Below are 12886 nucleotides of genomic sequence, written 5' to 3'. Positions count from 1 at the left end.
ACCCTATGTCTCGTAATACTGAAGCATCTGACGATGTACAGGTTTGGGAAGGCAGCCCTCAGAACTACAAAGAAGGCTTCTTTACCCAACTGCAAACCGAAGAGTTTGAACACGGCATCAATGAAGATGTGGTGCGCGCAATCTCGGCTAAACGTAACGAACCTGAGTGGATGCTGGAATTCCGCCTGAAGGCCTTCGCTGCATGGCTTGAAATGGAAGAGCCTCACTGGCTGAAAGCCAACTACAAAAAGCTGGATTATCAGGATTACAGCTACTATTCCGCGCCGTCCTGCGGCAACTGTGATGACAGCTGTGCCTCTGAGCCAGGTGCCACACAGGCTTCAGGAACCGATGCGCCCAACTACCTGACCCAGGAAGTGGAAGACGCCTTTAAACAGTTAGGCGTACCGGTACGTGAAGGCCAGGAAGTGGCCGTAGATGCGATCTTTGACTCCGTCTCCGTATCGACCACCTATCGCGATAAGCTGGCGAAAGAGGGCATTATCTTCTGTTCGTTCGGTGAAGCCATCCACGAGCACCCGGAGCTGGTTCAACAGTATCTGGGCACCGTTGTTCCGGCAAATGACAACTTCTTCGCCGCGCTGAACTCAGCGGTGGCCTCTGACGGGACTTTCGTTTACATCCCGAAAGGGGTGCGCTGCCCGATGGAGCTGTCGACGTATTTCCGTATTAACGCGGCGAAAACCGGCCAGTTTGAACGCACCATTCTGATTGCCGATGAAGGCAGTTACGTGAGCTACATCGAAGGCTGTTCAGCGCCGGTCCGTGACACCTACCAGCTGCATGCGGCGGTGGTGGAAGTGATCATCCACAAAGATGCGGAAGTGAAATACTCCACGGTGCAAAACTGGTTCTCCGGTGGCGACTCCGAGGGCGGTATCCTGAACTTCGTCACCAAGCGTGCACTGTGTGAAGGGGCGAACAGTAAGATGTCCTGGACGCAGTCGGAAACCGGTTCTGCAATCACCTGGAAATACCCGAGTGTGATCCTGCGCGGTGATAACTCGATTGGTGAGTTCTTCTCTGTCGCGCTGACCAGCGGACGCCAGCAGGCTGATACCGGCACCAAGATGATCCACATTGGTAAAAACACCAAGTCAACCATCATCTCTAAAGGTATCTCTGCTGGCACCAGCCAGAATACCTATCGCGGCCTGGTGAAAATCATGCCAACCGCCACCAATGCGCGTAACTTTACCCAGTGTGACTCGATGCTGATTGGTGCGGAATGCGGTGCACACACTTTCCCGTATGTGGAAGTGCGTAATAACACCGCACAGTTAGAGCATGAGGCCACCACATCACGTATTGGTGAAGACCAGCTGTTCTACTGCCTGCAACGCGGGATCAGCGAAGACGATGCGATTTCTATGATTGTTAACGGTTTCTGCAAGGATGTCTTCTCAGAGCTGCCGCTGGAATTTGCAGTGGAAGCGCAGAAACTGTTGGCCATCAGCCTCGAACACAGCGTGGGCTAACCTACGCACAGCATTGATATGGTGCCGGAAAGCACTACGAAGGAAACCTTATGTTAAGCATTAAAGATTTACAGGTCAGCGTTGAAGACAAAGCTATCCTGCGTGGATTGAATCTTGAAATCAAACCGGGCGAAGTTCACGCCATCATGGGGCCAAACGGCTCAGGGAAAAGTACCCTTTCTGCCACTCTGGCAGGGCGTGAAGATTATGAAGTCACCGGCGGCTCCGTGGAGTTTAAAGGTAAAGACCTGCTGGAACTGGCCCCGGAAGATCGTGCCGGTGAAGGCATCTTTATGGCTTTCCAGTACCCGGTTGAGATCCCTGGCGTCAGTAACCAGTTCTTCCTGCAAACCTCGGTTAACGCGGTGCGCAAATACCGTGAACAGGAAGCGCTGGACCGTTTTGATTTCCAGGACTTCATTGAAGATAAGATTCAGCTGCTGAAAATGCCTGAGGATCTGTTGACCCGCTCCGTCAACGTTGGTTTTTCCGGCGGTGAAAAAAAGCGTAATGATATTCTGCAGATGGCGGCGCTTGAGCCGGATCTGTGCATCCTGGATGAGACGGACTCCGGTCTGGACATCGATGCCCTGAAAATCGTGGCAAACGGGGTTAACAACCTGCGTGATGGCAAACGTTCATTCATCATCGTCACGCACTACCAGCGTATTCTTGACTACATCCAGCCGGACTTCGTCCATGTGCTGTATCAGGGCAAAATTGTGAAATCAGGTGATTTCTCACTGGTTAAACAGTTGGAGGAGCAAGGCTATGGCTGGCTTACCGACCAAGAGTGATAACGCGCTGCAACAGTGGCATCACCTGTTTGAAACGCGTGGTGAAAGCCGTTCGTTGCAGGCTCAGCAACACTGGCAGCAGCTGCTGCGCTTAGGCCTGCCTACGCGTAAGCAGGAAAATTGGAAATACACGCCGCTGGACCAGCTGCTGGGCCATCAGTTTGTGCTGCCTCAGCCTGCTGAACTAAATACAGACGCTATCGACGACGTGGCACTGGCGATTGATGCTGTGCGCCTGGTGTTTGTTGATGGACGTTTTGCACCGGCCCTGAGTGACAGTGAGTATGACCTGTTCGCCATTCAGGTGACTCAGGCCGCGGAACGTCGCGAGTTGAGTGCGCCAATTCAGCCCGAAGTGTTCCTGCATCTGACAGAAAGCCTGGCAGAGGAAGTGACGACCATTCAGTTGGCACGTGGTAAAGCAGCAGCACGTCCCCTTTACCTGCTTCACATCAGCAGCGGCAGTGCGGCAGGCGAGATGAACACCTCTCACTATCGTCACCATCTGGTGCTGGAAGAAGCGTCGGAAGCGACGGTGATTGAGCATTACGTCACGCTTAACGCCTCAACGCACTTTACCGGTGCGCGTTTCACCGCCGATGTGGGCAATAACGCGCAGCTGACGCACTACAACCTCTGCTTCGAAGATCAGAGCAGCTATCACTTCTCACATAACGACCTGATGCTGGGCCGTGATGTGCGCGTGCAGAGCCACAGCTTCCTGCTGGGGGCGGGTCTGACCCGTCACAACACCAGCAGCAAACTGGAAGGCGAGGGCAGCGACCTGGTGATCAACAGCCTGATGCTGCCGCTGGACAAAGAAGTGTGTGACAGCCGCACCTATCTTGAGCACAACAAAGGCCATTGCCAGAGCCGTCAGCTGCATAAAACCATTGTGCGTGACCGTGCCCGTGCGGTGTTTAATGGTCATATTAAAGTGGCCAAGTATGCGCTGAAAACTGACGGTCAGATGAGTAACAACAACCTGTTACTGGGACGTCTGGCAGAAGTGGATACCAAACCGCAGCTGGAAATCTACGCTGATGACGTGAAATGCGGTCATGGTGCGACGATCGGTCGTATTGACGAAGAGCAGATGTTCTATCTGCGTTCTCGTGGGATCGACGAAGCCGCCGCACAGCGCATGATTATCTATGCGTTTGCCGCTGAATTAACCGAAGCCATTTCTGATGAAACGCTGAAAGAAGCCGTGATGCAGCGCATCGCGCAGCGTTTCCCTGGAGGCCTGCAATGAGTTTTGACCTGGCCCGCGTTCGGGCGGAGTTTCCGCTGCTGGCGCGCGAGGTCAACGGGCAACCGCTGGCCTATCTCGACAGTGCGGCCAGTGCGCAAAAGCCGCAGGCAGTCATTGACGCAGAAAGCCGCTTTTATGAACATGGCTATGCCGCCGTGCACCGGGGTATTCACACGCTGAGTGCGGAAGCCACCACGGAAATGGAAAATGTGCGCACTCAGGCCGCACAGTTCCTCAATGCGGCTTCAGCGGAAGAGATCGTCTTCGTTAAAGGCACCACAGAAGCGATCAATCTGGTCGCTAACAGCTGGGGCGGCAGCCAGTTGCAGCCGGGCGACAACATCATCATTACGGAGATGGAGCACCACGCGAATATCGTGCCGTGGCAGATGGTGGCACAGCGCACCGGCGCTGAAGTGCGCTTTATCCCACTGACTGCTAACGGTGAGCTGGATATCGCTCAGTTACCTGTATTGATGGACAGCCGTACCCGCCTGCTGGCGGTGACGCAGGTATCTAACGTGCTGGGAACTGAAAATCCGGTGAAAGCGCTGGTAGCGCAGGCGAAAGCCGCAGGCGTGGTTACGTTGATCGACGGTGCGCAGGCCGTGATGCATCACCAGGTCGACGTCCAGGATCTGGACTGCGATTTTTATGTTTTCTCCGGGCACAAACTTTATGGCCCGACCGGCATTGGCATCCTGTATGGCCGTAAGGCACTGCTGGATCAGATGCCGCCGTGGGAAGGGGGCGGGGCGATGATTGCTACCGTCAGCCTGACCAAAGGCACCACCTTTGCTGCGGCTCCATGGCGCTTCGAAGCGGGGTCACCGAATACCGGGGCGATTATCGGTCTGGGCGCTGCCATCAAGTGGGTCAGCGATCTGGGGCTGGATGTGATTGCCGAACGTGAACAGCAACTGATGCGCTATGCACTGGATAAACTGGCCGCAGTGCCGGATCTGGTGATTTATGGCCCGCAGCAGCGCGCTGGCGTGATTGCGTTCAACCTGGGTAAGCACCATGCTTTTGATGTTGGCAGCTTCCTGGACCAGTATGGCATCGCGATACGTACCGGTCATCACTGTGCCATGCCGTTAATGCAGCATTACGAGGTACCTGCCATGTGTCGTGCCTCGTTTGTTCTGTATAATAGCGAAGAAGAAGTGGACCGACTGGCCGCCGGTTTAACACGTATTCACCGTTTGCTGGGTTAAGTTTCAACCCGCACCGACCCGCAGGGGCGAGGCATGCCTCGCCCTTTCGTTTTTAAGTGAGGAAGCAATGGCAACTCTGCCAGATAAAGACAAGCTGGTACGTAACTTCAATCGTTGCGCTAACCAGGAAGAGAAGTATCTGTACATCATTGAGCTGGGTGCGCGCCTGTCGGGCGAGGCGGAAACCCTCCAGCAGCCGGAAAACATCATTCCGGGCTGTCAGAGTCAGGTGTGGATTGTCGTCGACACCGATGAAACAGGCTGTGTTCGCCTGCAGGGCGACAGCGATGCCGCGCTGGTGAAAGGGTTGATTGCCATTGTCTTCGCGCTGTACCAAAAGATGACGCCGCAGGAAATCGTCGATTTCGATGTCCGCCCCTGGTTTGCCGACCTTTCACTGACGCAACAATTAACGCCGTCCCGTTCTCAGGGACTGGAAGCAATGATTCGTGCCATTCGTAAGAAAGCGCTGATTCTTACTCAGCCTTGAATTGCTACACTTCTCGGTAAGCACCCCGCCAGGCTACAGTGGGGTGTTTACACATCCAGATACCGGTTACGGGGGGATTTATCGTCCGCCATAAGCGAGTCAGGTTGTGTATCTATCCATTCATAACCGAGAAATGCGCATGAAACTTTTTTACCGCTTTGCCGGGATCTCTGTTCTTACCTTTCTTGCCGGGATGCACGCCGTTAGCGCAACCGAGTATCCGCTTCCTCCCGACAACAGCCGCCTGATTGGTGAGAACACCACTTTTGTCGTGCCCAATGACGGGCAGCCGCTGGAGTCCGTGGCAGCCAAATACAAAGTGGGCCTGCTGGGCCTGCTGGAAGCCAATCCCGGTACCGACCCCTGGTTGCCCAAAGCGGGTTCACAGCTGACCATTCCAACGCAGATGCTACTTCCTGATACGAAACGTGAAGGGATCGTTGTCAACGTGGCTGAACTGCGCCTCTACTACTATCCCAAAGATGAAAACAAAGTGATCGTCTATCCCATCGGTATTGGTCAACTGGGGGCGAATACCCCGGCAATGGTCACCAGCATCAGCCAGAAAATCCCCAATCCAACCTGGACACCCACTCCTAATATTCGTAAGCGCTACGCGGCTGAAGGTAAGACGCTGCCGGTAACCGTACCCGCAGGGCCGGATAACCCAATGGGGCTGTTTGCGCTGCGTCTGGCTTACGGTAAGCAGCACTATCTGATCCACGGTACTAACGCTGATTTTGGTATTGGCATGCGCGTCAGTTCAGGGTGCATCCGTTTGCGTCCGGACGATATCGAAGCACTGTTTAACAGCGTTCCTAAAGGCACGCGCGTGCAGATCATCAATCAGCCAGTGAAATACGCGGTTGAACCGGACGGTAAGCGTTATCTGGAAGTGCATCAGCCGTTATCGCATAGCGAAAAGGACGACCCACAAACCATGCCGATTGCACTGACGGTGGCTGCTAAGAAGTTCATCAACAGTGATGCCAGCGATCGGGTAGTCATCAAAGCGGCGATTGAACGCAGAGCAGGGATGCCAGTGCTGGTCAACGAGGGTGAGAAAGTCGATGGTAACCGTGAGTTGCCTGTTAACGATGATAAACAGCATCCTGCTGCTTCGGAGGGCAAATCTGCACCAGTGACTAGTATTGGGGCTGGCGGGGCTTAGAATCGTTTACAGGGCGTTTTAGACGGGGTTGGACGCATGGTGGAAGACTCCGGATAACAGGCAAAAAAAATGGCGCACAATGTGCGCCATTTCATTACCAGAACTCTTACTTACGGTAAGAGTGAGCCTGGTTGTCCAGACGCTGGTTAGCACGAGCTGCGTCATCTTTAGCAGCCTGAACGTCAGAACGGATTGCGTTCACGTCGTTGCTCAGCTGGTCAACTTTAGCGTTCAGAGTCTGCACGTCGGTAGACAGCTGATCGATTTTAGCGTTGCTTGAGCAACCAGCCAGCATAGTTGAAGCCAGGATTACCGCGCCCAGTACCAGTTTAGTACGATTCATTATTAATACCCTCTAGATTAAGTTAATCTCCATGTAGCGTTACAAGTATTACACAAAGTATTTTCTAATGAGAATAATTTTTTGATGAGAAAGTGCTTAAACTTGATCGTTCGCTCAAAGAAGCATCTTATTTCTGATATTTTACAAAAAACGAAGCGAAAACAGGCGATTTTAATCGGAGGGAACGTCGTTTCTTCGGTAATTAAATCGTTAATTTCGATTGGACGCTTTGTGAAACGTCTTACGCAAGTTGTAAAAAAAGCGCCACTGAGGGCGCTTTTTAAATGCAAGGCGTAATTTTTAATTACAGAACGTGCACTGATGCAGTATTGGTCGTTCCACTTGGTACCAATGCACCAGAAACCATGACCACTACATCGCCTTTCTGCGCGTAGCCGCTGGCTTCTGCCGCTTCTTTACCCAGACGGTAGAAATCGTCAGTTGAGGCGATTTCTTTCACCACGGAAGTGATGATGCCTTTACTGAGCAACAGCTGACGTGAAGTCTGCTCGTTTGTCGTCAGGGCGAGGATCGTTGCATTCGGGAAGTATTTACGAATGGACTTCGCAGACTTGCCGCCTTCAGTGGCAACCACAATCAGTGGCGATTCCAGTTTCTCAGCCGTTTCTACCGCTCCACGACAGACTGCTTCAGTGATGCGCATTTTGCGGTTGTCGTGCTGGGAGTCGATGCGGCTTTTCATCACGCGGTCGGTACGTTCGCAGATGGTGGCCATAATGGTGACAGACTCCAGCGGGTATTTCCCTTTGGCGCTTTCACCAGACAGCATCACAGCATCAGTGCCGTCGAGAATGGCGTTGGCAACGTCACCGGCTTCCGCACGGGTAGGGCGCGGGTTTTTGATCATCGAATCGAGCATCTGAGTGGCGGTGATCACCACTTTACGTGCACGGTTACACTTCTTGATCATCATCTTCTGAGCGAAGATCACTTCTTCAACCGGGATCTCAACGCCGAGATCACCACGAGCGACCATGATACCGTCAGAGGCATCAAGGATTTCGTCGAAGTTGTTCAGGCCTTCCTGGTTTTCAATTTTAGAGATGATCTGGATATGCTCGCCGCCGTGCGCTTTCAGATGCTCACGGATTTCGATCACGTCTGAACGCTTACGGATGAACGAGGCAGCAACGAAGTCGACGCCTTGCTCACAGCCAAAGATCAGGTCCAGCTTGTCTTTTTCAGCCAGCGCAGGCAACTGAATGGAAACGCCCGGCAGGTTAACGCCTTTGTTCTCGCCCAGGTCACCGTTGTTCAGCACTTTACATACCACGGTGCTTTCAGTGACTTCGATAACTTCCATACCGATCAAACCGTCATCCACCAGTACGGTGTTACCGATTTTCAGGTCAGAAGCGAAACCAGCGTAAGTCACCGCGACGGTATCGGCGTTACCGATGATGGTCTGGTCGGTGGTGAAGGTGAAGGTCTGGCCCGCTTTCAGGGAGGCATCGTTACCGCCTTCCAGCTTCATCGTACGGATTTCAGGACCTTTAGTGTCCAGCAGAATGGCAGCCTGGTGACCGCTTTTGCTCATGACGGAGCGCAGGTTAGTAATACGCTGGCCATGTTCTTCATAATTCCCGTGGGAAAAGTTCAGACGCATCACGTTCATACCGGCATCAAGCAGGTTAGTCAGCATCTCTTCAGATTCGGTTTTTGGGCCGATAGTACATACGATTTTAGTCTTTTTCATGACGATTTATCTATTAAGTTGTGATGGATGATTAAAGATGGATCCCGGCGGTGTTTCCCCCGGAGGAAAAAATTTGCGTTATGAAAACGTCGATACTGAGTAAGGATAGGTGACAGAATTAAAGCATGCAGGGTAAGTTGAGACGTGGTTTCGGCGCAGGCGCAGCAGGACGTTGCGCAACAGGTACTCGTTATAAATTGAGGGGCAACCATACGCTGAAACCATTCAAGTGAAACAACGTTCCGTATTATAGTCGCTAAGTGTTCGAAAACCAATTAAAAAGCGTGAAATAGCATGCAGGAATGATGCGCATCAAATTCGTTGCGCAAACCAGCACTAAGTAAGGTTAATCTGAAAGTCTGGTTGAGGGCAAAAAAAGGGGATGTGGTACGTTTCGTGGAACAGGGCAAAGCCTTTTGAGTAGGGTAACACGGGTAGGGTGATGCTTCGGAAAGGAATTTGGTGCGTCTGAATGGACTCGAACCATCGACCCCCACCATGTCAAGGTGGTGCTCTAACCAACTGAGCTACAGACGCATAATTTGCTTCGTCTTTCGTACTACTGCTTTGATAGCAACTTCCGTTCATCTTTCTTTGGAAGAAAGATGGTGCGTCTGAATGGACTCGAACCATCGACCCCCACCATGTCAAGGTGGTGCTCTAACCAACTGAGCTACAGACGCAAATTGTTGTCGTGGTGACAACGGGGACGAATATTAACGACACCCCGAACGCCTGGCAAGGAGAAAAAAGGATTTTTGCGTCTGATTGCTGCGCAACTGTGCGAAGCGCAGCAATTTTAATCATTTTCCCCGGGTTTATCAGAAAATTAACGCGCTGCACGCGTGAGAATCATCTCCGCAGGCTGACGTTGCAGACGGCGCATCCGCCAAATCATCATGACGGCAGAGGAGGTCAGTCCAATGATAAAGCCGGTCCAGAATCCTGAAGGGCCCATTGCCGGGACCACCCAGTCGGTCATCGCCAGCACGTAACCGCTCGGCAGGCCGAGGATCCAATAGGCGACGAAGGTAATAAAGAAGATTGAACGGGTGTCTTTATAGCCACGCAGGATGCCGCTGCCGATCACCTGAATGGAGTCAGAGAATTGATACACCGCCGCCAGGAACATCAGCTGTGCTGCCAGCGTAATCACCTCAGGGTTATCGGTATACAGCAGGGCGATCTCTTCGCGGAACGTCACGGTGAACACCGCGGTGAGACAAGCCATACAGATGCCCACGCCCTGTGCTGTCCATGCGGCGACCTTTGCCTGCTCAACCGAACCCTGACCCAGCCGGAAGCCTACGCGGATGGTGGTAGCGACCCCCAACGACAAAGGCAGGACGAACATCAGTGAACTGAAGTTCAGGGCGATCTGATGGCCCGCGACTTTGACGATCCCCATCGGAGACACCAGCAGGGCCACGACAGCGAACAATGTCACTTCAAAGAATAGCGCCAGCGCAACCGGCAGACCAAGCCCGGTCAGACGGCGTAATGCTTTCCAGTCTGGCGGACTGAAACGTCCCTCAACACGGATATCGCGCATTGATTTGGCTCGATTCACCCAGGCCTTCATCGCGATAAACATCACCCAGTAGACCGATGCGGTTGCCACGCCGCAGCCAATACCGCCCAGTGCAGGCATGCCAAAGTGACCGTAGATAAAGACGTAGTTAACCGGGATATTCACCAGCAGCCCGAGGAAACCCATGACCATGCCGGGTTTCGTTTTGGATAAACCTTCACACTGATTACGGGCGACCTGGAAAAACAGATAACCGGGAGCGCCCCACAGCAAGGCGTGCAGGTATCCCACTGCCTTTCTGGATAATTCCGGGTCAACATTGTGCATGGCGCCAATCAGGTATCCGGCGTTATACAACACCACCATAATCAGCACAGAGACCATCGCTGCCAGCCAGTAGGCCTGGCGAACCTGATGCGCAATGCGCTCACGTCGGCCAGAACCATTAAGCTGAGCCACCACCGGCGTCAGCGCCAGGATCAAACCGTGACCAAAAAGAATGGAAGGTAACCAGATTGAGGTTCCTACTGCAACGGCGGCCATATCCGTGGCGCTAACGGCACCGGCCATCACTGTATCAACAAAGCCCATGGAGGTTTGCGCAACCTGCGCAAGGATCACCGGGATAGCAAGGGCTAATAACTGACGCGCCTCTAAGAGGTACTTCTGCACACATACACCTTTTTAATTTTTCCGCTATGTTTCGCGACGTTTTACTGCGACGTGAAATCCATTGGGGAGTTGAATGATGAAAGACACTGCTGAAGAAATAAACGGCATTTGCGATGATGCCAGCAGGGCAGGCGTTCCATTCTAGTGTCAGCGGTGGAAATAGCCAATCTTCTGATAAAAGAATCGCTCTTTATGTCACGCAATTAAACGGGACTTTATTTGGTTTTGTGGCGATGCCAGGGCAAACTAACTGGAGCGAAAACACATTGATTGAGGCAACAGCTATGTTTACCGGTATTGTGCAGGGCACCGCGGAGGTGCTGGACATTGACGAAAAACCTAATTTTCGTACCCATGTGATCAGAATGCCGGAGGCATTATTGCCCGGGCTGGAACTGGGTGCGTCCGTTTCCCATAATGGTTGTTGCCTGACGGTGACCGAAGTCGATGGCGACCGCGTTAGCTTTGATCTGGTAAAAGAAACGCTGCGTATTACCAATCTGGGCGATCTGAAAGTCGGTGATACCGTTAACGTTGAGCGTGCAGCAAAATTCAGTGATGAAATTGGCGGTCATTTGATGTCAGGTCATATTATGACCACGGCAGAGATCAGCAAAATACTCACCTCGGAAAACAATCGCGAAATCTGGTTTAAACCGCAGGATGCCAGTCAGATGAAATATATCCTGCATAAAGGATTTGTTGGCATTGACGGTATCAGCCTGACGGTAGGAGAGGTGACGCGCACAAAATTCTGTGTTCATCTGATCCCCGAGACACTGATGCGCACCACCTTAGGCAGCAAACGTCTGGGGCATCGTGTGAATATTGAGATCGACCCGCATACGCAGGCGATTGTGGAAACCGTTGAGCGTGTTCTGGCTCAGCGTGAAGCGGCATTACTGGCTGCCGCAGTCAGCGAACAACAGGCTGAGAGCCCGGAAGCGTAATGCGATAAAAAAGGGCGACATGACGTCGCCCCTGCTAAACAGAGTATGTCCTAACGCGCAACGCGCAGTCCACCTTGTTTGCCATGGGTAAATACCACCTGCCAGAGCTGAATATCCCTTGCCCGAAACGCCCCCGCACAAGCATTCAGATAGTAAGTGAACATCCTTTTAAAACGCTCGCCATATTTATCCGACAGTTGAGGCCAGGCGCTAAGAAAACGCTGATACCAGTGCATTAACGTCACATCATAATCAGCGCCAATATTGTGCCAGTCTTCCATCACGAACCAGGGTTCGCTGGCGGCGGCAATATGACGCACAGAGGGCAGGCAACCGTTAGGGAAAATGTATTTGTCGATCCACGGGTCAACATCATTATTGGTTTTGTTAGCACCAATGGTATGCAGCAGGAAAATACCTTCCGGTTTCAGATTACGATTCACCACATCAAAATAGGTAGCGTAATTTTTCGGCCCGACATGTTCAAACATTCCGACAGAAACAATACGGTCGAACTGCTCAGACAGGTCGCGATAATCCTGAAGCAAAATCGTCACATTCAGCCCTTCGCAGCGCTGTTGCGCCAGCTTTTGTTGTTCGGCGGAAATGGTAACACCCACAACATTTACGCTAAAGTGACGCGCGGCATATTCGGCCAGACCTCCCCAGCCACAGCCAATATCCAGTAAAGACATGCCCGGTTCCAGCTGAAGTTTTTCACAGATCATCTGCAATTTGGCTTCCTGAGCGTCTTCCAGCGTACGGGCTTCTTTCCAGTAACCGCAGGAATATTGCATATAAGGATCGAGCATGTGGGTGAAGAGATCGTTACCCAGATCATAATGCTCTTTGCCAACAATCCACGCGCGTTTGCGCGTTTGCAGATTCGTGAGTCGGGAGGCCACAACACGCAAGGTGTCGCGGAAATGGTGAGGGAGTTGCTGATCTAATTTTGACTGCAAAACACGCTGGAAAAAGATATCCAGGCGTTCGCATTCCCACCAGCCATCCATATAGCTTTCACCTAACCCCAGCGATCCTTCCTGCAGAATGCGTTTAAAAAAATCGGGGTTGGTAATCTGGATATCCCAGGGACGGGAACCATTGATTTCAATATTGGCCTGACTCAACATTTCCTGGACGATTCGATACCACGGGTTGTCGTCAAGGCTCACTTCTTCTATACACGATGAACTCATAGCTTCTCCATCACCCTGTGTGATTAAAACCTGAGAAAAAGAATT

11 protein-coding genes and 2 tRNA genes are annotated in these 12886 nt (G+C 52.3%); 7 read left to right on the top strand and 6 right to left on the bottom strand.

Annotated elements, in window-relative coordinates; all coding sequences use genetic code 11:
* The first annotated feature begins 5 nt into the window (after window positions 1-5).
* The 6 genes from sufB to HHI26_RS03385 all read left to right on the top strand — a co-directional run bounded on the left by sufB (window position 6) and on the right by HHI26_RS03385 (window position 6429).
* Complete coding sequence (gene sufB, locus HHI26_RS03410; RefSeq protein WP_133845279.1) at window positions 6-1499, top strand: Fe-S cluster assembly protein SufB; 1494 nt, start codon at window positions 6-8, stop codon at window positions 1497-1499.
* A gap of 50 nt (window positions 1500-1549) precedes the next feature.
* Window positions 1550-2296 (top strand): Fe-S cluster assembly ATPase SufC, encoded by a 747-nt coding sequence (gene sufC, locus HHI26_RS03405; protein ID WP_133845278.1) that lies wholly within the window; start codon window positions 1550-1552, stop codon window positions 2294-2296.
* Complete coding sequence (gene sufD, locus HHI26_RS03400; protein WP_133845276.1) at window positions 2271-3551, top strand: Fe-S cluster assembly protein SufD; 1281 nt, start codon at window positions 2271-2273, stop codon at window positions 3549-3551. The genes sufC and sufD overlap by 26 nt, the downstream gene beginning before the upstream one ends.
* Window positions 3548-4768: a cysteine desulfurase SufS gene (sufS, locus tag HHI26_RS03395; RefSeq protein ID WP_133845274.1), complete on the top strand. Its 1221-nt coding sequence runs from the start codon at window positions 3548-3550 to the stop codon at window positions 4766-4768. The genes sufD and sufS overlap by 4 nt, the downstream gene beginning before the upstream one ends.
* A 67-nt stretch (window positions 4769-4835) precedes the next feature.
* On the top strand, window positions 4836-5258 hold the full coding sequence (sufE, locus tag HHI26_RS03390; protein WP_133845272.1) for a cysteine desulfuration protein SufE: 423 nt from the start codon (window positions 4836-4838) through the stop codon (window positions 5256-5258).
* A 139-nt stretch (window positions 5259-5397) separates the two neighbouring features.
* Entirely contained in the window at window positions 5398-6429 is a 1032-nt protein-coding gene (locus HHI26_RS03385; protein ID WP_171148582.1) for a L,D-transpeptidase family protein, read from the top strand.
* 106 nt (window positions 6430-6535) lie between these two features.
* On the opposite strand, the gene HHI26_RS03380 is transcribed toward HHI26_RS03385, so the two are convergent.
* The 5 genes from HHI26_RS03380 to HHI26_RS03360 all read right to left on the bottom strand — a co-directional run bounded on the left by HHI26_RS03380 (window position 6536) and on the right by HHI26_RS03360 (window position 10692).
* Window positions 6536-6772 carry a major outer membrane lipoprotein gene (locus HHI26_RS03380; RefSeq protein ID WP_034895178.1) on the bottom strand — a complete coding sequence of 79 codons (237 nt, stop codon included), beginning with the start codon at window positions 6770-6772 and terminating at the stop codon, window positions 6536-6538.
* Between the two features lie 304 nt (window positions 6773-7076).
* The gene (gene pykF, locus HHI26_RS03375) at window positions 7077-8489 is read right to left on the bottom strand and encodes a pyruvate kinase PykF (RefSeq protein ID WP_159337214.1); all 1413 of its coding nucleotides are present in this window, start codon (window positions 8487-8489) and stop codon (window positions 7077-7079) included.
* Between the two features lie 460 nt (window positions 8490-8949).
* A tRNA-Val gene (locus tag HHI26_RS03370) sits at window positions 8950-9026 on the bottom strand.
* A gap of 69 nt (window positions 9027-9095) precedes the next feature.
* Window positions 9096-9172: transfer RNA gene (locus tag HHI26_RS03365), tRNA-Val, on the bottom strand.
* Between the two features lie 146 nt (window positions 9173-9318).
* Window positions 9319-10692 (bottom strand): MATE family efflux transporter, encoded by a 1374-nt coding sequence (locus HHI26_RS03360; protein ID WP_171148581.1) that lies wholly within the window; start codon window positions 10690-10692, stop codon window positions 9319-9321.
* Between the two features lie 284 nt (window positions 10693-10976).
* On the opposite strand from HHI26_RS03360, the gene HHI26_RS03355 reads away from it, so the two are divergent.
* On the top strand, window positions 10977-11642 hold the full coding sequence (locus HHI26_RS03355) for a riboflavin synthase subunit alpha (protein WP_133845265.1): 666 nt from the start codon (window positions 10977-10979) through the stop codon (window positions 11640-11642).
* Window positions 11643-11692: 50 nt separating this feature from the next.
* Here HHI26_RS03355 and cfa read toward each other — a convergent pair whose 3' ends face one another.
* On the bottom strand, window positions 11693-12841 hold the full coding sequence (gene cfa, locus HHI26_RS03350; protein WP_133845263.1) for a cyclopropane fatty acyl phospholipid synthase: 1149 nt from the start codon (window positions 12839-12841) through the stop codon (window positions 11693-11695).
* Window positions 12842-12886: the final 45 nt, after the last annotated feature.

The organism is Erwinia sp. JH02, assembly GCF_013074405.1.
In the GTDB taxonomy this organism is placed as follows: Bacteria; Pseudomonadota; Gammaproteobacteria; order Enterobacterales; family Enterobacteriaceae; genus Erwinia; species Erwinia rhapontici.
This window is presented reverse-complemented; position numbering and strand designations above follow the sequence as displayed.

Excerpts from the sequence above, each read along its gene's own strand:
- HHI26_RS03355 (WP_133845265.1), top strand. The coding sequence starts at position 10,977 with ATGTTTACCGGTATTGTGCAGGGCACCGCGGAGGTGCTGGACATTGAC.
- sufD (WP_133845276.1), top strand. The coding sequence starts at position 2,271 with ATGGCTGGCTTACCGACCAAGAGTGATAACGCGCTGCAACAGTGGCAT.
- HHI26_RS03385 (WP_171148582.1), top strand. The coding sequence starts at position 5,398 with ATGAAACTTTTTTACCGCTTTGCCGGGATCTCTGTTCTTACCTTTCTT.
- sufE (WP_133845272.1), top strand. The coding sequence starts at position 4,836 with ATGGCAACTCTGCCAGATAAAGACAAGCTGGTACGTAACTTCAATCGT.
- sufC (WP_133845278.1), top strand. The coding sequence starts at position 1,550 with ATGTTAAGCATTAAAGATTTACAGGTCAGCGTTGAAGACAAAGCTATC.
- sufS (WP_133845274.1), top strand. The coding sequence starts at position 3,548 with ATGAGTTTTGACCTGGCCCGCGTTCGGGCGGAGTTTCCGCTGCTGGCG.
- sufB (WP_133845279.1), top strand. The coding sequence starts at position 6 with ATGTCTCGTAATACTGAAGCATCTGACGATGTACAGGTTTGGGAAGGC.
- cfa (WP_133845263.1), bottom strand. The coding sequence starts at position 12,841 with ATGAGTTCATCGTGTATAGAAGAAGTGAGCCTTGACGACAACCCGTGG.
- HHI26_RS03380 (WP_034895178.1), bottom strand. The coding sequence starts at position 6,772 with ATGAATCGTACTAAACTGGTACTGGGCGCGGTAATCCTGGCTTCAACT.
- pykF (WP_159337214.1), bottom strand. The coding sequence starts at position 8,489 with ATGAAAAAGACTAAAATCGTATGTACTATCGGCCCAAAAACCGAATCT.